At 31.7% G+C, this 18,817-nt stretch carries 19 protein-coding genes, 8 tRNA genes and 1 pseudogene; 9 read left to right on the top strand and 19 right to left on the bottom strand.

Translation table 11 applies throughout. The annotated features are described in order from the left end of the window. Positions 1-959, top strand: a pseudogene (locus tag KA900_RS14090) (transposase); the annotation flags it as partial. Positions 960-994: 35 nt separating this feature from the next. On the opposite strand, the gene KA900_RS14085 reads toward KA900_RS14090, so the two are convergent. Next, positions 995-1,786 (bottom strand): alpha/beta hydrolase family protein, encoded by a 792-nt coding sequence (locus KA900_RS14085; RefSeq protein ID WP_186330049.1) that lies wholly within the window; start codon positions 1,784-1,786, stop codon positions 995-997. Further along, positions 1,770-2,252: an RNA deprotection pyrophosphohydrolase gene (gene ytkD, locus KA900_RS14080; RefSeq protein ID WP_096809051.1), complete on the bottom strand. Its 483-nt coding sequence runs from the start codon at positions 2,250-2,252 to the stop codon at positions 1,770-1,772. Before ytkD ends, KA900_RS14085 begins: the two co-directional genes overlap by 17 nt. 62 nt (positions 2,253-2,314) lie before the next feature. Here ytkD and yidD point away from each other — a divergent pair, with 62 nt between their 5' ends. Next, a complete protein-coding gene (gene yidD / locus KA900_RS14075) occupies positions 2,315-2,551 on the top strand; it encodes a membrane protein insertion efficiency factor YidD (protein ID WP_103373748.1) in 237 nt (78 codons plus the stop codon). On the opposite strand, the gene menC is transcribed toward yidD, so the two are convergent. Both menC and menE read right to left on the bottom strand, forming a co-directional pair. Continuing rightward, on the bottom strand, positions 2,548-3,552 hold the full coding sequence (menC, locus tag KA900_RS14070) for an o-succinylbenzoate synthase (protein WP_115342093.1): 1,005 nt from the start codon (positions 3,550-3,552) through the stop codon (positions 2,548-2,550). The genes yidD and menC overlap by 4 nt on opposite strands. A gap of 13 nt (positions 3,553-3,565) precedes the next feature. Continuing rightward, on the bottom strand, positions 3,566-4,954 hold the full coding sequence (gene menE, locus KA900_RS14065; RefSeq protein WP_107644037.1) for an o-succinylbenzoate--CoA ligase: 1,389 nt from the start codon (positions 4,952-4,954) through the stop codon (positions 3,566-3,568). A gap of 228 nt (positions 4,955-5,182) precedes the next feature. Here menE and KA900_RS14060 point away from each other — a divergent pair, with 228 nt between their 5' ends. Together KA900_RS14060 and KA900_RS14055 are read left to right on the top strand one after the other, a co-directional pair. Beyond that, the gene (locus tag KA900_RS14060; protein ID WP_147641410.1) at positions 5,183-5,764 is read left to right on the top strand and encodes a PepSY domain-containing protein; all 582 of its coding nucleotides are present in this window, start codon (positions 5,183-5,185) and stop codon (positions 5,762-5,764) included. 368 nt (positions 5,765-6,132) lie between these two features. Then, positions 6,133-6,303, top strand: coding sequence for a hypothetical protein (locus tag KA900_RS14055; RefSeq protein WP_170006926.1), 171 nt, complete (start codon positions 6,133-6,135; stop codon positions 6,301-6,303). A 100-nt stretch (positions 6,304-6,403) separates the two neighbouring features. Here the strand turns inward: KA900_RS14055 and KA900_RS14050 are convergent, their stop codons facing one another. The 13 genes from KA900_RS14050 to hemE form a co-directional block, all read right to left on the bottom strand. After that, positions 6,404-6,607, bottom strand: coding sequence for an MmcQ/YjbR family DNA-binding protein (locus KA900_RS14050; RefSeq protein WP_232164834.1), 204 nt, complete (start codon positions 6,605-6,607; stop codon positions 6,404-6,406). Between the two features lie 468 nt (positions 6,608-7,075). Beyond that, positions 7,076-7,164: transfer RNA gene (locus KA900_RS14045), tRNA-Ser, on the bottom strand. Between the two features lie 46 nt (positions 7,165-7,210). Then, positions 7,211-7,282 (bottom strand) — tRNA-Glu (locus KA900_RS14040). A 1-nt stretch (position 7,283) separates the two neighbouring features. After that, positions 7,284-7,358: transfer RNA gene (locus tag KA900_RS14035), tRNA-Asn, on the bottom strand. 10 nt (positions 7,359-7,368) lie between these two features. Then, positions 7,369-7,442, bottom strand: a tRNA-Gly gene (locus KA900_RS14030). A 13-nt stretch (positions 7,443-7,455) separates the two neighbouring features. After that, a tRNA-His gene (locus tag KA900_RS14025) sits at positions 7,456-7,531 on the bottom strand. Between the two features lie 13 nt (positions 7,532-7,544). Beyond that, a tRNA-Phe gene (locus KA900_RS14020) sits at positions 7,545-7,617 on the bottom strand. Between the two features lie 14 nt (positions 7,618-7,631). After that, positions 7,632-7,707 (bottom strand) — tRNA-Asp (locus tag KA900_RS14015). 11 nt (positions 7,708-7,718) lie between these two features. Beyond that, a tRNA-Met gene (locus KA900_RS14010) sits at positions 7,719-7,792 on the bottom strand. A 468-nt stretch (positions 7,793-8,260) separates the two neighbouring features. Further along, a complete protein-coding gene (locus KA900_RS14005) occupies positions 8,261-8,818 on the bottom strand; it encodes an alpha/beta hydrolase (protein ID WP_103373477.1) in 558 nt (185 codons plus the stop codon). Positions 8,819-9,001: 183 nt separating this feature from the next. Next, positions 9,002-10,396, bottom strand: a complete 1,395-nt coding sequence (gene hemY / locus KA900_RS14000; protein WP_115342090.1) for a protoporphyrinogen oxidase — start codon at positions 10,394-10,396, stop codon at positions 9,002-9,004. A gap of 17 nt (positions 10,397-10,413) precedes the next feature. Next, positions 10,414-11,337 (bottom strand): ferrochelatase, encoded by a 924-nt coding sequence (hemH, locus tag KA900_RS13995; RefSeq protein WP_115342089.1) that lies wholly within the window; start codon positions 11,335-11,337, stop codon positions 10,414-10,416. Between the two features lie 85 nt (positions 11,338-11,422). Next, the gene (gene hemE / locus KA900_RS13990; RefSeq protein WP_096809032.1) at positions 11,423-12,457 is read right to left on the bottom strand and encodes a uroporphyrinogen decarboxylase; all 1,035 of its coding nucleotides are present in this window, start codon (positions 12,455-12,457) and stop codon (positions 11,423-11,425) included. Between the two features lie 260 nt (positions 12,458-12,717). Between hemE and KA900_RS13985 the strand changes: the two genes are divergently transcribed. After that, a complete protein-coding gene (locus tag KA900_RS13985) occupies positions 12,718-13,221 on the top strand; it encodes a signal transduction protein TRAP (RefSeq protein WP_096809030.1) in 504 nt (167 codons plus the stop codon). 59 nt (positions 13,222-13,280) lie between these two features. Here KA900_RS13985 and ecsB read toward each other — a convergent pair whose 3' ends face one another. Next, on the bottom strand, positions 13,281-14,504 hold the full coding sequence (gene ecsB / locus KA900_RS13980) for an ABC transporter permease EcsB (protein WP_115342088.1): 1,224 nt from the start codon (positions 14,502-14,504) through the stop codon (positions 13,281-13,283). After that, positions 14,501-15,238, bottom strand: coding sequence for an ABC transporter ATP-binding protein EcsA (ecsA, locus tag KA900_RS13975; RefSeq protein WP_096809026.1), 738 nt, complete (start codon positions 15,236-15,238; stop codon positions 14,501-14,503). The genes ecsB and ecsA overlap by 4 nt, the downstream gene beginning before the upstream one ends. Before the next feature lie 127 nt (positions 15,239-15,365). On the opposite strand from ecsA, the gene KA900_RS13970 reads away from it, so the two are divergent. The 4 genes from KA900_RS13970 (at position 15,366) to prsA (ending at position 18,425) form a co-directional block, all read left to right on the top strand. After that, positions 15,366-15,791: an HIT family protein gene (locus KA900_RS13970; RefSeq protein WP_115342087.1), complete on the top strand. Its 426-nt coding sequence runs from the start codon at positions 15,366-15,368 to the stop codon at positions 15,789-15,791. Between the two features lie 77 nt (positions 15,792-15,868). Further along, positions 15,869-16,243: a YtxH domain-containing protein gene (locus KA900_RS13965; protein ID WP_096809022.1), complete on the top strand. Its 375-nt coding sequence runs from the start codon at positions 15,869-15,871 to the stop codon at positions 16,241-16,243. A gap of 332 nt (positions 16,244-16,575) precedes the next feature. Further along, positions 16,576-17,148, top strand: a complete 573-nt coding sequence (locus KA900_RS13960; RefSeq protein WP_096823778.1) for a DUF3267 domain-containing protein — start codon at positions 16,576-16,578, stop codon at positions 17,146-17,148. A gap of 284 nt (positions 17,149-17,432) precedes the next feature. After that, positions 17,433-18,425, top strand: coding sequence for a peptidylprolyl isomerase PrsA (gene prsA, locus KA900_RS13955; RefSeq protein WP_096809018.1), 993 nt, complete (start codon positions 17,433-17,435; stop codon positions 18,423-18,425). Positions 18,426-18,817 lie beyond the last annotated feature (392 nt).

The following is an 18,817-nucleotide window of genomic DNA, read 5'->3' as shown; positions in this document are numbered from 1 at the left end:
AAACACGTCAAAAGCGAACTGAAATCAAAAGATATAAAAAGAAATTCGCTGCTTATTCAGAACGAAAGTATAAATATAAAACACAAAAAGCCATACTCCAAGATAGAAATAGTTATTCTAAGACAGACCATGATGCGACTTTCATGAGAATGAAAGAAAACCATATGAAAAATGGACAACTTAAGCCAGGATATCATTTACAAATAGCGACAAATTCTCAATTTGTTTTATCATATGATGTGTATCAAAATCCGACAGACACAAGAACAATGATTCCTTTTTTAACTTTAATTAAAGAGACCTACGGTCATTTACCTGAATATATTGTAGCTGACGCTGGTTATGGTAGTGAACCTAATTATATGGCAATTATAAATGAATTTAATCGAACACCGCTCATAACTTATGGCATGTTTATTAAAGATAAAACTAACAAATATAAAAGTGACATTTTTAATACTCACAATTGGGAATATGATGAAATCAATGATGAATTTATTTGCCCGAATCATAAAAGGCTTGGTTTTAAAAGATATGCCTATCGCCATGATAAATATGGATTTAGGAGAGATTTTAAATTATATGAATGCGATGATTGTTCAGAATGTCCACTGAAGAACCATTGTATGAAATCAAATTCAAAATCGAATAAAAAAATAATGAGAAATTATAACTGGGAATATTTCAAAGCCCAGATTAATCAAAAGCTTTCGGAACCAGAAACAAAAGAAATCTACAATCAAAGAAAAATGGAATGTAGAACCTGTTTTTGGGTTTATGAAGGCTATTTTGGGTTTCACTCGAATATCGGTTAGAGGCACAAATAAAGTCAAAAGCGAACTTGGCTTTGTATTAATGGCACTTAATATAAGAAAAGTAGTAGCTCAACGAGCTAACTATAATCAAAACAATAATGAAAAAGGCAATTTCTATATTATTTCAATAGAAATTGCCTTTTCTCACTTGTCCAAGAACTTTATGTCCCGGCCTCTTTTTATTTATTATATTCTGCTTTTAAGTTTTGCCGTTCAATATCAGTCATCCATTGCTTAACCGTGGATAATGCTTCTTTCATTGCGTATGGTCTAGGTACGTGTCCCTCATCCATTTGATAAAATGTCTTAAAAAAAGTACCAATACGCTTTAATTGTTTTTCTAAATAATAAGCTTGATGGATACCAACTTGAACATCTTTTCCACCATGCACAATCAGTATAGGCGGACTATCCGCATGAATAGTTACAACCGCATCCCTTTCTTTGTATGCCATTTCATTTTTTCTAGGGTGACCTATCATTCTTTTTAACATCCCTCGTAAATCGACACGTTCTTCATACATTAGCTTAATATCGGAAACGCCGCCCCAAATAATATAACTCGACACAGGTAAATCTTGGTATGTGAGCAATCCTTGTAATCCCCCTCTAGAAAAACCGACCATATGAATATACGCCTTAGGATACATCATATTTAATATACGAATTGCAACTGCCACGTCATTTAGGTCTCTCCCATAAAATTCATCTTTACCTTCACTTCCATTATTACCTCTGTAATAAGGTCCGAATACAAGCGTGTTTGGGTCTGAAAACTGCATTAAACGAGCTGCTCTCACTTTCCCAACTTGGCCTTTGCCACCACGCAAATAAATAACGATTCTTTCAACACTTTTTTGAGGTGTCATCAATAAGCCCCTTACATTTATCCCATCTACTTTGTAAGTAACTTCTTCAAATACATGTTCAGGAACCTCTACTGGCATTCTTTTTTTATTGATAAAATCCAAGTTCAATCACTCTCTCTAAACATTGTAAGATAGCAGCATCTTTCAATAAATAACTTTTGTCTAGTTCAGGAATATCTGAAAGTCTATCAAAAAGGCGTGGACCTTCAGTTTCTAAATAATCTTCTTGTATCGGTAATTTGTCTACGTCAACCATGAATACATCTTTAGTAAATGGTTTACCATTTTGTCTTGCAACACGATATTGAGCAATATAATGTTTCTCTTTAGTTTTTATAAGCGCTCCTGTCTCTTCAAACAGTTCTCTTTCACAAGCTGCTTCGCTAGATTCCCCTTTTTCTCTTTTGCCTCCAGGAAATTCAACCCCTCTTATTTTATGTTTGGTAAAAAGCAATTGATTGTGATAAACCGGGATGACCAGAACGTGATCACCGTTTGGGACAGCATTATCATCTTTAAATGATAAAAAAACGTCGTCATTTTCTCTATCTTTAAACTTCACGCACATCAAACTCCCTTTAAATATGTTAAACTATCCATGCTATGTAAATTGTTGGAGGCAAAGATTTTATGAAAAAACTGTTTCTAGGACTCATCTATATATATCAACACTTGATTTCACCTATGACTCCGGCTACATGTCGCTTCTATCCTACGTGTTCAGAGTATACTAGAGAAGCAATACAAGTATATGGACCAATTAAAGGCACTTGGCTTGGTATAAAACGTATTTCCAAATGCCATCCACTCCATAAAGGTGGGTTTGATCCAGTACCTTTAAAAAAAGATAAAACCCATAAACATTAATCAATTTGATCTAATTCAAGCTTATTAACATGAGGAGGTTCAAAATAAATCGAACCTCTTTTTAATATGCCTGAACACGCTACAATATCATTTTCAAAATAAAAACCTTGAGGTGTAATATCGCTCGGGTACGTTGCATATTGAGCTAACAACGCAGTAAAATAACGACTCAGTCCATACTCATACATACCACCAATAACAAATTTCACATTTCTATCGCTTAATATATCAATAATTTGAATTACTTTATCAATACCACCAAGTCTAAATGGCTTTAATACCACAACGTCCACGTCATCATTTTTAACATAGTTCAAAATCTTTTCTAAAGAGGTTGCTTTTTCATCAATAGCGATTGGCGGTATTTCGTCATACTTAAAATTTTTTATTTTTTCAATATTTTTAAATGGTTCTTCAATATAAAGGATGTCATTTTCCGAAAGCAGTTTTAATTTCTTAGCTTCATCCTCTTGAATTGATTCATTTGCATCTACCACAATTTCAGTTTTAAAGGGTAACTGTTGCAACTGTTTCACATCTTTTAAAATAGTTTCAGACCATTTTACTTTAACTCGCTGTGGTTTCGTGTTAATTAAATTCCTAACATTTTCATCAGTTACACCACTCACAGTTGCACCATAAGGAACGTGAAACGCTTCTAATTTATAAAATGCTTGGTAACATGCCATAACAATCATACTACGTGTCGCTGGAAATTTTTCTAGGTTTTGTAATGCATGTTGTATCTCTTCGAAATGATAGAACTCATAATTTTTAAAAGACTCAAACCATTTAATTGCTTGTTCACGCGCAATTTCAATCGTTTCATCATCATACCAATCCGTTTCAAAAGCATTGCATTCTCCAAAATAACGCACCTGTCTATCTGTTATAAATTCAATAATAAGCGCTTTACGTTTTTCCAATTTCACCTTTGGTGTAACAATTAAATGCTTGAAATGATTATTACAAATATAAAGGTTCATTTCGCATATTTTCATATATTATTCACACCTATTTTTCTATATGTTTTCTTTGAAGTTTCCCTGTAGAAGTATATGGTAATTCAGTTACTTGTTCAAAGTATTTAGGAATCTTATATTTAGCTACATGTGCTTTGAAATGATTCATTAACGTTTCATACGATAATGAAGTGTTAGAAACATAGTATAAATAAGGGACTTCTCCCCATGTATTATCTTCAACACCAATACACATTGCATCTAAAATTGCTTCATGATCTTTGGCCACAGATTCTAATTGATACGGATATATATTCTCACCACCGCTAATGATTAAATCTTTACGTCTATCATAAATCATAACATAGCCATCTTTATCAATTTCAGCAATGTCTCCTGTTTTAAAATAACCATTCTCAAATGTGTCTAATAAATTTTCAGGGTATAAATAACCATCCATTACATTAGCGCCTCTAATTAATAATTCTCCATGTCCTTCAGCGTTAGGGTCTTTTATTTTGACAGCTACATTCGCACTTGGCTTCCCTACAGTATCATAGCGTTTGGATAACATTTCAGGTGATGCTGTTAAAAATTGAGAACATGTTTCAGTCATACCAAAAGAATTATAAATAGGTAGTTTTGAAGCTAATGCTGTTTCAATTAATGAACTTGATAGTTTTGCCCCGCCTAGCAATATTTTTTCAATATGGTAAGGTTGGTTTAACCCTTCATCCATCAACCATTTAAGCGTCTGTGGTACTAATGAAACATGCGTTGGCAGTTCTGTTTGTATAATATTTAACATTGTATGGGCATTAAATTTCGTATCTATACGAACAGTAAATCCTTCAATTAATGCTCTTAAAATAACACTTAATCCTGAAATATGATAAATCGGCAAAACAGATAACCATTTCGTTTCTTGGTCAAAACCAAGACTCTCTTTGCAGCCTATTGCACTTGCGTAATGGTTATCAAATGTTTGAGGGACTGCTTTTTGTGGACCAGTAGTCCCAGAAGTAAACATAATCGAAGCGATTTGGTTCATGTCAAATAAGCTTTCATATGTCATATCATTGCATCCTTGTTGCAATGTTGATATTTTAATTACGGATATAGCTTTTAAATTGATTTGGCTGGTAGCAACGACCGTATCTACTTCGATAGACGACAATTGGTTTTGCATCTCATCTTTAGTTAAACGTGTGTTTAACATTGCAATTTCAATTCCTGCTAACCACATTGCATTTATCAATGTAATTGATTCAATATTGTTTTCAATGTATAAACCTATACGTCTTCTATCTAATTTTTTCAACTGCTGTGCCAATCGTGAAGCATATTTATACATGGAGGCAAAAGTAACTTGAACTGTTCCGTCATCTATAAATACTTTATCTCCATTTTGTTTTGCTTGTGTTTTCAACCAAAATTCCACTTTGTCATTCCTCCATCTCATTAACTATTATAACGTTTTTAATCTGATTTAACAGTGACCAAGCATAAACCCTTATATGATTCAAAATTCGTTTTAACCCATAAAAAATGTTAATAGTTATAAAAGTTAAATATAGACTCGCAACAACTTACATTACTCCCTATTTATAGTTTAAATTAATATAGCTATGGGTACTCTATAATGTAAAACGTATTAGGAGTGAGGTTTATGAAATTAAAAGTGATAGGTACTATGGCTTTATCTGGCCTTTTACTGGCTTCATGCGGGAATGACTCAAGTAATTCAGAAGATAACGGCTCAAAATCTGAAAGTTCAAATGATAAGCAAAGTAAAGAAAGTACAGAGCAAGTCATTGCGTTAGATAAAATTAAAACAAGTCCAGAAGACGCTGTTAAAAAAGCGCAAGAAGTCTATGATGGACAAGACTTAAAAGGTATTTCATATGAAAAGAGTAACGGTGATTGGTCATATAAAATTGAGCAGCAAACTGAAGGTAAAGAATCCGAAGTTATCATCGCAGATCAAGATAAGAAAGTAATTAACAAAGAAACTGAAAATGAAGATTCAATTGATCAAAACGAATCTTTCAAATATGATGACGCCATTGACTATAAAAAAGCCATTAAAAATGGACAAAAAGAATTTGACGGCGATATCAAAGAATGGTCATTGGCTAAAGATGAAGGTAAATTAGTCTATGATATGGATCTACAAAAAGATAATACGAAACATGAAATCACTGTAGATGCTAAAAATGGCAAAGTGTTAAATAATGAACAAGATGATTAATTCAACTATTTATAAATTGAAAATTGTATAATAAGTAGGAAAAACTGCTAACATCATTAATTTTTTGATATTAGCAGTTTTTTTCTATATCATTTTCAAAATAGTAACCCCGATTATTTATTTTTAAAACCCATTTGTGCTAATTTAAGTTGTACACCGCAGTTTTTTGATGTTATGCTTATTTAAAGTTAAGATATTTCATTTTTTACGAGAAATTGAATATTAAATATATCACTTTTTGAAATGGGTTTATATTTGATTCTATTACAGTATAGTATGTGGGCCAAACCATGCACTCTATGTTTGTTGAATAAGTGATTACTTAACCCTTATTCAACACCTAAAAATTAATAAAGGGGTATGTACAAATGAAATTTTTAAATTATGAAATTGAAAAAGGTCTTTACTACGACTTAATAACAGTATTCGCAAAAACAAATAAAGATACGCCGTTTCATTTCACATTTTCAGAGAGCCATACCTTAAAAGAAGTTAGAGACAAATTAGAATACATTGCAAATAAAATTGACGAAAAATAATATTTGATTCATGCGCTAATAAATAAAAACAAATCATAACACTCTCTTTATTCAATTAGTTTAGAATACTAAATAAAAATACTTTTCTAAAAACCAAAAATCATGTCGTTAATTCATAACTTTCTGCTATTAAATCTTTAATTTGATTCATCGTATTCGTCTCTTTTAAGTTAATTGTTATCCAATTAGATTTATCCATATGGTAAGCAGGATAAATTCCTTCTTTTTTTCTTAAAGGGCCAATAAGTTCTTTTCTAACTTTTAAATTGATAACATCAATTGTTTCTGTTGATTGTAAAGCCAACTTGTCAGCACTCATATCCATAATTAAACCAGACCATTTAATTTAGATGGATATATATACAGGACTACCGTATTCTTAATTACAAACAATGCAGTTTTTAACGTAATACAGTGCTTTTATTTGAATAATAAGCTAGGTCATTACCCCATTGCACTTCATACATCATACACACTGTTCATGTAAATTTATGAAGGTATATCAATATATTATATTTCAAAACGTTTAGGGCATGCAGATATAACTACTCCCCTATCGACATCTCGTCATTTATTAAAAGACAGTTAAAAACAAGCAGAAATTAAAACACTAAAAGCCTTGCGCCGCATGTGATATAGAGATTTCATTTCAAAATTTTGATCTTGAAATGAGCGTAGTATTTATTATATTAAGTGATACAAAATAAAGACACCGAAATCCTATTGTATCAAGGATTTCGGTGTCTCAGGAAAGCTCAAATTATGTCATTAACGGAGAGTGAGGGATTCGAACCCTCGAGACGCTTGTGGCGCCTACACACTTTCCAGGCATGCTCCTTCGGCCAACTCGGACAACTCTCCAATATGAAATTAAAAAAACAGAAGCGATATTTCACTTCTGTTTGTATGACCCCGACGGGACTCGAACCCGTGTTACCGCCGTGAAAGGGCGGTGTCTTAACCGCTTGACCACGGGGCCATGGCTCCACAGGTAGGACTCGAACCTACGACCGATCGGTTAACAGCCGATAGCTCTACCACTGAGCTACTGTGGATCAATTTAAATGGAGCGGGTGATGGGAATCGAACCCACAACATCAGCTTGGAAGGCTGAGGTTTTGCCATTAAACTACACCCGCTTATTAACGATTATGGGGCGGTTGATGGGAATCGAACCCACGAATGTCGGAACCACAATCCGATGCGTTAACCACTTCGCCACAACCGCCAAAGAAATAAAATGGTTCAGGACAGAGTCGAACTGCCGACACATGGAGCTTCAATCCATTGCTCTACCAACTGAGCTACTGAACCTTAATGCGAAATAATGGCGGTCTCGACGGGAATCGAACCCGCGATCTCCTGCGTGACAGGCAGGCGTGTTAACCGCTACACTACGAGACCAAAGTATGTAATTGCGGGAGGCGGATTCGAACCACCGACCTTCGGGTTATGAGCCCGACGAGCTACCGAACTGCTCCATCCCGCGTTAATATTATTAATGACGCCTACCTATTTAATATAACATAATACTATTAACAAAGTCAACACGTTTTTAAAATTAATTTACATTGTTTTAATTATATTTTTAAAATTATATGCCATAATGGGCGTTTGTGCATTGCTCATTTCTGAATACTTATATAGTATATTAAGTTTTAGTATTTTCGTCAATGCTTTCTATAAAGTATTTTGTGTAAAAATGGCATATAAATATAATATTTTAAGTTTAGTTTCTTAATGATACATTTTTCTTTTTTAAATGACGTTACCTTCTGTTTCTATGCTCAATAATTGAGTCATTTAACTTTTATTTAATTGCATAAGTATTGAGAAAAAAGTTAAAAACATATATTGATTTTATCTTAATATGGAACTTTAATCCTAAGAGCGAGACACTATTGATGTCTCGCTCTCCCCTATCTTAAACATATAAATGCTTATATGATAAGCTTGATTATTTACTCATAATACCCATCATTTTACTTTGTAAAATTGTAAATGTTGTGAAACCATCATCTTCTAGGAAATGACCTCCAAAATCAGTAATCTTACATTTACCGTCTAATGCATCCATTAAACGTTTGGTTTCTTTATAAGAAACATGCTGATCGTCTTTTGCACACAATCCATAGAATGCATTTACTTTTTCCTTAATTTTATCGTAATTAATTGTCTCATGCTGCATTTGTAATGGGACATCGATTTCTTGGGCATCTTCTTTAAACCCAGAAATACTAAATAAACCTTCTATTTTTTTAATTTCTAAACTTTCTATAAATTCGAGTGACGCAATTGTTCCAAACCCATGTGTCACAAAATAAGTATCCTTTTTATCAATATATATCTGTTTTTTCATTTCACTTACCCATTTACTTATATCTCCATTTTTTTCTTGAGGTACATTAAAAAGCGTCACATCATAACCTTCTAATATTAAATTGTTTGCTAACCATTTATACCAATGGTTAGTTGAATCACCAAATTTTGAATGTACAATAATTATATCTGTCATAAATGACTCCCCCATTTTTCTAAAATTACGACATATCAGTATTAAAACCTATAACACTATGTCAACGTTAAAAATTAAGTATCTCATAAATTGAAACAGGATTGCATTGTCATATTTATAGAAAAAGGCCATTTCTACTAGAAGATTCGCCTATCTGTAGAAAGTGGCCCTTTTAATACTTAATTAAATTTCATTTAATATTTCTTCGACTGCATCTTTACCTTGTTGAATACAATCTGGTAAACCAACGGCTTCAAATGACGCACCGGTAATACGTAGTCTCGGATAATTATTTCTAATATGTGATTGTATTGATTTAATTTGTTCAATATGCCCTATATGAAATTGGGGCATGCTTTTTGGCAAGCGATTAACAATGCTAAAATCGGGTGAGCCTTTAAAAGTCATCATTTGACTTAAATCTTTTTTGACAATATTAACGATTTCTTCATCTGTATGATCATCAACGACTGTATCACCAGGCTTACCTACATATGCTCTAATCAATACTTTACCTTTTGGTGTAGTAAATGGCCATTTCTTACTTGTCCAAGTACATGCGGTAATCTTAGTATCGCTTGTACGTGCGATTACGAAACCTGTACCATCATAATTATTAATAATGTTCGATTCATCAAACGCAAGCACAACTGTAGCCACCGTAGTAGAATCCATTTTTTTAAAATAATCAAACGCAGGGTCATTTCCAAACCATTCCAAGAATTTTTGGTGTGGTGTTGTAACAAGAACACTATCATAACTATGTGCTTCATTTTCAGTTTTTATTACATATTTCTTTTGTTCGATTGCAATATCTTGAACAGAAGTATTATATTTAATCGTCACACCTTGCTCGATAATATAATCTCTTAAATGTTCTATAAATGAACTTAAACCATGTCGAAATTGTTTGAATTGGCCTTTAGGTGCGCCTGGATATAACTGACGTTGTTTTTTTCGTTGTTCTTTTTCATATCTCATTCCCTTTATCAGACTGCCAAATTGTTCTTCTCTTTCTTTAAATTCAGGGAATGTAGTCATCAAGCTTAAATCATCGATATTGGTACCATAAATGCCACCCATTAATGGTTCTATTAAATTTTCTAAAATTTCATCACCTAAGCGTGCTCTAAAAAATGAGCCGACTGAAATGTCCCCATCTATTTGCAGAGGTTTTTTAAATAAATCAAAACTTGCTCTAACTTTACCTAAAGGCGAGATTAATTTTGTTTTTAAAAATGGTTTAATGTCAGTTGGTACGCCTAGGATTGAACCACCAGGGATGGGATAGAGTTTATTTTTAGCATATATATAAGATTGGCCTGTTTTATTTGTAACAAGTTGTTCTTCTAGACCAATATCTTTAGCAATATCAGTCATAATTTGTTTACGACCCAAATAAGATTCTGGACCTAATTCAATTGTATAGCCTTCTGTTCTATATGTTTGAATTTTTCCACCAACTCTATTAGATGCTTCATATATAGTAACCTCTATATCTGGACGTGCTTTTTTAATAAAATAGGCACTAGATAATCCTGTTACCCCTGCTCCAACGATTGCGATACGCTTAGTCAATATCAATCACACTTCCTTTAATAAACATTTTTGATTTCATCAACGATTGCGCCAATAAATAATGGATCTGTATTAGGCATTTTTGGACGGAAGTAATTGACACCTAATTCATCACAAACGATTTTACATTCATAATCGTTATCATAAAGCACTTCCAAATGTTCACACACAAAACCTACTGGCGTATAAATGAAATTTTTATAATTATAATCTTCATATAAAGCTCGTGTTAAATCTTGAACATCAGGTCCTAACCAAGGCGTGCCGGTGTTACCTTCTGACTGCCAACCTTCTGCAACATGGATGATGTTAGATTTAGCTTTTAATAATTCAGCAGTATCGTGTAATTCATTAGGGTAAGGGTCATTATTTTGCTCAATCAGGCCTTTAGGTAAACTATGTGCTGAAACAACTAATACTGTTTCATCATGTTCATTTTCTGGTATTTGTGCTAATGTTTCATTTATTTTTTCTGTCCAATATTGGATAAATTTGGGCTGTTGATAATAGTGTTCAACATGTGTTAATGCGATGCCATATTGATCAGCTTCTTCTTTAGCACGCTTGTTATAAGATCCGACTGAGAAACTTGAATAGTGTGGGGCTAATACTACAGTAACCGCTTCTTCAATACCATCTTCGTTCATAGCTTTAACAGCGTCTTCGATAAATGGATGGATATGTTTCAGACCAATATATAACTTAAATTCAACATCAGTATAACTATGATTAAGCGTCTCACATAAAGCTTCAGCTTGTCGATTGGTAGTACCTGCAAGTGGTGATAAACCACCAATAAATTTATATCTATCTTTTAAATCTTGTAATTCCGCTTCTGTCGGCTTTTTACCATGTCTAATATCAGTATAATAAGCTTCAATGTCACTTTCTTTATATGGTGTGCCATAAGCCATTACTAATAGGCCTACTGTTTTTGTCAATTTAAAATCATCCTTTTGTATAATAATTTTTAGATGTAGATGACATAATTAATTGTAAATCTTGTTCGCTATTCTTTATGTCTTACTATCTTTGTGTATAGTCATGAACAAATGTAGTGATTCTTTTTAATGTTTCTGGTTTTACTTGTGGGAAAACACCATGACCTAAATTGAAAATATGCTTGCCATGGTCCATACCTTGATCTAATATTGGTTTTAATCGTTTTTCTATAACATCCCAAGGTGCTAATAGCAAGGAAGGATCTAAATTACCTTGTAAAGTTTTAGTTATATTTAAATCTTCAGCCTCTTTAATAGATAATCTCCAATCTAAACCTAGTACATCTATAGGTAGCTCATTCCATTCGTTAACTAGGTGACTTGCACCTACACCAAACAAAATAACTGGTACATCGTATATTGCTTTAATACCCTTAATTAATTTTTCCATTGCAGGTTTTATATAATATCTATAATCTTGTACATTTAATGCGCCAACCCAAGAATCAAAAACTTGTATAATTTCAGCGCCCGCTTCAATTTGTGCAGTCGTATAAGTAATAGACATTTCAACCAAATGATCCATTAGTGCAAACCAAGTAGCTTCATCACTATACATCATCGCCTTTGTAAAATTATAATTCTTAGATGGTCCTCCTTCAATCATATAGCTCGCTAATGTAAAAGGTGCTCCTGTAAAACCAATTAGAGGGACGTTCAATTTTTCTTCAGTTAACAACTTGATTGTGTCTAACACATAGGGCACATCACGTTTAGGATCTATTGTTCCTAATTTTTCAACGTCTTGTACATTTTTAATTGTGTTATGAATCACTGGACCTATCCCCGATTTGATTTCTACATCTACACCTATTGGTTGCAGTGGTGTCATGATATCTTTATATAAAACAGCTGCGTCTGTATTATAATTATCTACTGGTAAATGTGTAACATACGCACATAACTCTGGTTGATGGGTAATCTCAAATAAAGAATACTTTTCTTTTAATTTTCTATATTCAGGCTGAGATCTACCAGCTTGACGCATAAACCACACTGGCGTGTGATTAACTTCCTTTCCCTTAATCATATCTAGGATAGTATTATTTTTATTATGCACCTTGTAATCCTCCTACATTATAATCATTCTTATTAATATTACCATATCGACTTATCTCTCGTATTTCAATGTATTGAAATGTCATAAAAAAGACAAACTGTGTTGTTTTGCCCACTTAATTATTTGACTATTGTTTTCTAACAGAAATCAATTATAATACTGTTAAAGTCTATTTTATATTTATTTGAAATATTAGAAGTATATATAGTAAATTATAATAGTTATTTAAAGTTTCTTAAACAATTCAAGGGGGAAAACTTATGAAAATCTACGCATCTTATGGTACGTTCGGTTATTTAAATCAGATTAGACTTAATAATCCTGATCATAATTTATTACAATTTTCTGCTTCTGATTCTTCAGTTATTATAGAAGAAACTGAAAGTGAAACTGTTTTAAAACATCCGTTAGAATATGACATCATTAAATCCGAAGGGAACTTAGATGAAAATTACTTCTATTCAGTCATATTTATACCTACATCTGAAGATCATGCTTATCAATTAGAAAAAAAGCTGGAATCTGTAACAACTGATTTCCATCAATTTGCTGGTTATAGAAGTTATCGTTTTTTAAAACCTACCCAAGGTTTAACTTACAAAATCTATTTTGGTTTCGAAAGTCGTACTGATTACGAAGATTTCAAAGCATCCACTACGTTTCAAAATAACTTTGATAAGCTCGCATTGAGCCAATTCTTTGGTTCAAGTGGCCAGCATTCAAGCTACTTTGAAAGATATTTATTCCCAATTGATGATTATTAATTAAAATAAAAACGCTACTCATCTTTTAGAATTAATCTAAAATACTGAGTAGCGTTTTTTTAATCTCTTAGTAATGTTTCTTGATATTTTAATTTTTTAATTACGTTTCTAATCGTTAACCAACCTACTAAAAAGTAGATTGCTCCAAAATAACCATACTGTGGAAAAGCAATAGCAAATATGATTATAAATACGACGCCAATGAAACACATTAATCTCATTAAAAACTGTTCGTACCCTTTAATTACCATTTTATCTGAAACTGGCCATACTTGTGGCCATAAACCATAAGCTTGTTGTGTATAAAATTGAGCCATTTGTAATAGAATAATATACATGAATAAACTACCAATGATTAATACCACAATCACTTGGTGCAACCAGATCATTAGTATTAAAGCAATAATAACCAAGCGCAAGATGATGTTAAATGCATCTTTTCCTCTCGCAAAGCTCCGTGTAAATAAATACAAATACATAGAATTGTCATTAAACTTATTATTTTTCGGTGTCCGTAAAAATGGGTCTAAATAACTTCTTCTTACTGCTCTTTCTTCGATTTGCTTCACATCAGTAAACATATTAACAAATTTATAATAGTTCATATGGTGTTGTTGTTCAATGGCCACCATACGCTCCCAAGGGAATAAATTACTTTTATTTAAATATTTTATGAATAATATAAGTGCAATGAGTATAATGATTGATAGTATACTCGATATATTTTTAGCATCTAGCGTAATATAAAACCCTGATGTAAATATAATAAACAGCACAGTAAACAAGGACCAACGTTCAAGTCGGAATTTATACCACTGCCATTTTAATAACAAACCTAAAAATGGAAAAATGATTGCAAGGATTGCAAATGTGATATAAAATCCAAACGTTTGATTATTAAGTACATAAAATAAAGGGAAAAATATAATAATTATCAATACTTGTAATGGCAAACGTGAAAAATAGCTATATATTAAACTGCTTTTCATGTATTCAGACATATGCTTTTCAAATGGTAACAAGAATAGTTTATCAGCATCTTTTAATAAGGTTCTAATAGGAAATATAGACGTAATAGCTACAATTATACTTGCAATCAAAGCATAATTTATACGTTTGGGAATTGACTTTAACCAATCGCCATAACCTAGAATAAACGCACCTAATAATATAACAAGAAAAACAGAAAAATGACCGTTAAATATAAACTTATTATAATAGCTTTTTTCTTTTGCAATTTCTTTTTTTCTTAGGTTAAATAATTGTTTAGCTCCCTGTTTCATGAATGCTGGCCGCCTTGAGTAACATGTATATATATTTCATCTAAAGTTTTCCCACTTAAACCAGTTTGGTCTCTTAATTCGTCTATATCCCCAAATGCAACGATTTGGCCTTTATCCATAATTAAAAATCTGTCACAATATTTTTCTGCAGTTGCTAATATATGTGTACTCATTAACACAGTTCTTTCTTCTTCTTTTTTCTCCACCATTAAATCAAGCATAGATTGGATCCCCAAAGGGTCTAAACCTAAAAATGGTTCATCAATAATATACAAATCTGGGTCCACAATAAAAGCGCAAATAATCATCACTTTCTGTTTCATCCCTTTAGAAAAATGACTTGGAAATATATCTAATTCATTTTCTAATCTAAATATTTTTAACAATGGGCGCGCTCTTTTCATAGCTTCTTCTTTATTAATATTGTATGCCATTGCTGTCATATTAATGTGTTCTTGTAATGTTAATTCATCGTAAATCACTGGCGACTCAGGGATATACGAAAGTTTTCTTCGATAGGATTCTACATCTTGTTTTATATCAATACCAGAAATGGTCAACTGCCCTTCCATCGGCGTTAACAGACCTAGCATATGTTTAATTGTAGTGCTTTTTCCAGCACCATTTAAACCTATGAGTCCTACAATTTCTCCTTTTCGTAATTCAAAATTTATATCTTTAATCACAGGCCTTTTCCCATAACCGCCTGTCAAATGTTCTACTTTTACTGTCATAAGGCACCTCCACAAATATTATTGTATCAAAAATCAATCGTTGTTCATAAAGTTACTGTGAAAAATGACGGAAATAATATAGTAATGCTATAATAGTTATTAACAATCTTACAAGGAGTGAAGATTTATGTCTGAAACAATTTTTAGCAAAATTATCGATGGTGAAATCCCAAGTTATAAAGTATACGAAGATGAGTTTGTATATGCATTTTTAGACCTTTCTCAAGTAACAAAAGGTCATACGCTACTCGTTCCTAAAAAAATATCTGCTAATATCTTTGAAACAGATAGTGAAACAATGCAACATATCGGTACAGCTTTACCAAAAGTAGCAAATGCTATCAAAAAAGCATTTAATCCGGACGGTTTAAATATCATTCAAAATAATGGTGAATTTGCTGATCAATCCGTGTTCCATTTACACTTCCATTTATTACCAAGATATGAAAATGATATTGATGGTTTTGGATATAAATGGGAAACACATGAAGAAAATATTGACGATGACCAAAAAGTCAAAATCGCTCAAGAAATAGCAGCACAATTTAATTAATTATGCTTATCTGCAATCATAAAGGGTATAATAAAATTATTAATGGCTAAGAAATTTTAGAAATAAGGAGAATTTTTATGAAAACAGCTCAATTATTATTAGGACTTGGTGCTGGTGTTGCAACAGGACTCGGTGTTGCATTAATGAATCGTGAGAAAAAAAATTCAAACCACTCTATAACTCAAGGACCAAAACCTACAGGTGCCGAATCTGAATTCGATAGAGAAATCAATACAATTAAACAAAGCGTTAATGATATCGTAAATTATATCGCTCAAGTCAAATCAGAAAGTACAGAGTTTGGCAGCACGATTGGCGATGAAGTAAAAACAATGATTGGTGACTTTAAGTCTGATATTAATCCTAATATTGAAAAATTACAATCTCATATTGAAAATTTACAAAACCGTGGCGAAGAAATTACAAACGGTTTTGAAAAAGATAAATCATAACTTAAATATATGAGCTACAACCCATTTAAACAATCGGTTTGTAGCTTTTTTATTTAATCGTTGACATGGCTCGTTTACAACTTAGCACTGCCAATTAGCACTCTAAATTTTAACTTTGCTACCCATGTATAAAAATGTAGAACTTATATTTCTAAATATAAAATAATCGATATATATGCACAAGTCTTTCTATATTTAATAACCTAAATTGATATTTTTATAATGTCACTAGCCCTTTAAATATAGATTTAAAATAGCCTTGACGCGTAAACTATTACGTTAGATAATACTGAAGTATATTCAAGTTATTTAAAAAGGAGTATGATTGCGTAATGTATTTATGTACACGCCAAATAGATATCAATGCCCGTTTTGGCATTCCTAGAATTGCTTTTCTTAGTTTTGTTACTACAATTATTACGTTTTTAATTGCGTATGAGATTTTATACTTCTTTTCAGACACAAAATTAACTGATAAACATTTTTTAATATTTTTAATGTTAGTTGTACTTTTATACCCATTACACAAAATAATACATTTATTATTTTTATACCCCTACCGCAAGTCTTTTAAAAAATATAAATTAGTGAAACATAAATCTATACCTTTTTATAATGTTTATATAAACACACCAGTCAACAAATATTATTTTTGTTTTGGCCTCATCACACCTGCCTTATTTATTACAACTTTATGCGCTTATTTTAGTATGTTAATTCCACAATATGGGCACTACTTGATGTTTTTAATTGCCCTAAATTTAGGATATTCCGTTTTGGATTTTCTTTATTTGAAAATCATACTATTTTCAAATGAAGGGGCTTATGTAGAAGAACATCAAACAGGTATCAACATCTTAAATAAAGTTACACCGCAATATAATAATCGTCTTAAACGAGGTTGAGGTACGTACCACTAACGCCCAACCTCGTGTTTTGATATGAGCGCCAAATATTCAAATTAAATATGATACTTGTATCAATTACTCACTCTTAACAATTTCAATTTAGATAAAGCATAGTCCTATTTAAATCATTTATATTTGTATTTTTAACCTTTTCTTCTATACAAATAATGTAAAGCCTCATTTGGTTACAACTAAAGTCCCATATATTAGGTTTCTAATTGGTGAAAACAATATTATATGTTATATTTACGTTGTTATTCTTACAAAAGGAGTTCCCAATAATGAAAACATTCAAAAAAGTTATAATTCCTGTTACAGCTAGTGCGTTATTATTAGGTGCTTGTGGTAATAGTGCTACAGATTCAAAAGAAGATACAATCATCTCATCAAAGGCTGGTGACGTGAAAGTTGAAGATGTCATGAATAAGATGGGTGACGAACAAATAGCTAATTCATCTTTTTCTATATTACTTAATAAATTGTTAGCAGATAAGTATAAAGATAAAGTCGATACAAAAGACATTGATAAAGAAGTTGAAAAAGAACAAAAACAATATGGTGGCAAAGACCAATTTGAAAGTATGTTAAAACAACAAAAAATGTCTCTAAGTGACTATAAAGAACAAAAAAAATTACAAGCTTACCAAAAAGCTTTATTAAATGATAAAGTGAATATTTCTGATAAAGAGATCAAAGAAGATACTAAAAAAGGATCTCATATTTTAATTAAAGTCAAAGAAAATAAAGACGATAAAGAAGGGTTATCAGACAAAGATGCTAAAGCAAAAGCTGAAAAACTTCAAAAACAAGTATCCGAAAATCCTGATAAATTTGGAGAAATCGCTAAAAAAGAATCTATGGACAAATCTTCTGCTAAAAAAGATGGTAGTTTAGGATATGTAATCAAAGGACAAATGGAAGAAAAATTTGAAAAAGCGCTCTTTAAACTTAAAGAAGGCGACGTTTCTAAAGTAGTGAAAACAGATTACGGTTATCATGTTATCAAAGCAGATAAAGAAGACGATTTTGATGAAGAAAAAGGTAAACTCAAATCACAATTAATTCAACAAAAAGTACAAAAAGATCCTAAACTTTTAACAGATGCTTATAAAGAATTATTAGATGAATATAAAGTAGACTATAAAGATAGAGATATTAAAAAAGCAATTGAAGATTCAATTCTAGATCCAGAAAAAATTAAGCAACAGCAACAACAACAGCAGCAACAACAAGCTATGCAACAAGGTGGCGCTGGCATGTCCGTTGGACAATAAAATATACAAACAAGGCGTTGATGCTATCAGTGTCTACGCTCAACATAAAAATGCACTTTCATNNNATGAAAGTGCATTTTTATGTTTAAACTTCTTAATTTTAAACGTGCATGCTTGTCTAGAAGTATATGGTCTAGTCTTATAGATCCTCTCATACTAACTTCTTAAACATTTGTATATTGAAGCCATAAGTTCAATTTCTTTAAGAAATGACTTCACAACTTATTGAGATAGTAATGCTTATATCTGGTGTTAGTTTGTCATTCAAATTGACACTAGAAGCCATTTTATATGATTCTACCCAATCGCTATTTTCTAATAGAAAAATGTATGGTTTTACTTTGTTTACATAAAACCATACGTTTTATTAAATATCTGAGACACTTATTTCA

This window comes from Staphylococcus sp. GDY8P120P, assembly GCF_017892065.1.
In the GTDB taxonomy this organism is placed as follows: domain Bacteria; phylum Bacillota; class Bacilli; order Staphylococcales; family Staphylococcaceae; genus Staphylococcus; species Staphylococcus nepalensis.
The sequence above is the reverse complement of the archived record's forward strand: the minus strand, read 5'-3'. Positions and strand labels throughout refer to the sequence as shown.

Excerpts from the sequence above, each read along its gene's own strand:
- ytkD (WP_096809051.1), bottom strand. The coding sequence starts at position 2,252 with ATGTGCGTGAAGTTTAAAGATAGAGAAAATGACGACGTTTTTTTATCA.
- yidD (WP_103373748.1), top strand. The coding sequence starts at position 2,315 with ATGAAAAAACTGTTTCTAGGACTCATCTATATATATCAACACTTGATT.
- menC (WP_115342093.1), bottom strand. The coding sequence starts at position 3,552 with ATGAAAATATGCGAAATGAACCTTTATATTTGTAATAATCATTTCAAG.
- KA900_RS14060 (WP_147641410.1), top strand. The coding sequence starts at position 5,183 with ATGAAATTAAAAGTGATAGGTACTATGGCTTTATCTGGCCTTTTACTG.
- KA900_RS14055 (WP_170006926.1), top strand. The coding sequence starts at position 6,133 with ATGAAATTTTTAAATTATGAAATTGAAAAAGGTCTTTACTACGACTTA.
- KA900_RS14005 (WP_103373477.1), bottom strand. The coding sequence starts at position 8,818 with ATGACAGATATAATTATTGTACATTCAAAATTTGGTGATTCAACTAAC.
- KA900_RS13985 (WP_096809030.1), top strand. The coding sequence starts at position 12,718 with ATGAAAATCTACGCATCTTATGGTACGTTCGGTTATTTAAATCAGATT.
- ecsB (WP_115342088.1), bottom strand. The coding sequence starts at position 14,504 with ATGAAACAGGGAGCTAAACAATTATTTAACCTAAGAAAAAAAGAAATT.
- ecsA (WP_096809026.1), bottom strand. The coding sequence starts at position 15,238 with ATGACAGTAAAAGTAGAACATTTGACAGGCGGTTATGGGAAAAGGCCT.
- KA900_RS13970 (WP_115342087.1), top strand. The coding sequence starts at position 15,366 with ATGTCTGAAACAATTTTTAGCAAAATTATCGATGGTGAAATCCCAAGT.
- KA900_RS13965 (WP_096809022.1), top strand. The coding sequence starts at position 15,869 with ATGAAAACAGCTCAATTATTATTAGGACTTGGTGCTGGTGTTGCAACA.
- KA900_RS13960 (WP_096823778.1), top strand. The coding sequence starts at position 16,576 with ATGTATTTATGTACACGCCAAATAGATATCAATGCCCGTTTTGGCATT.
- prsA (WP_096809018.1), top strand. The coding sequence starts at position 17,433 with ATGAAAACATTCAAAAAAGTTATAATTCCTGTTACAGCTAGTGCGTTA.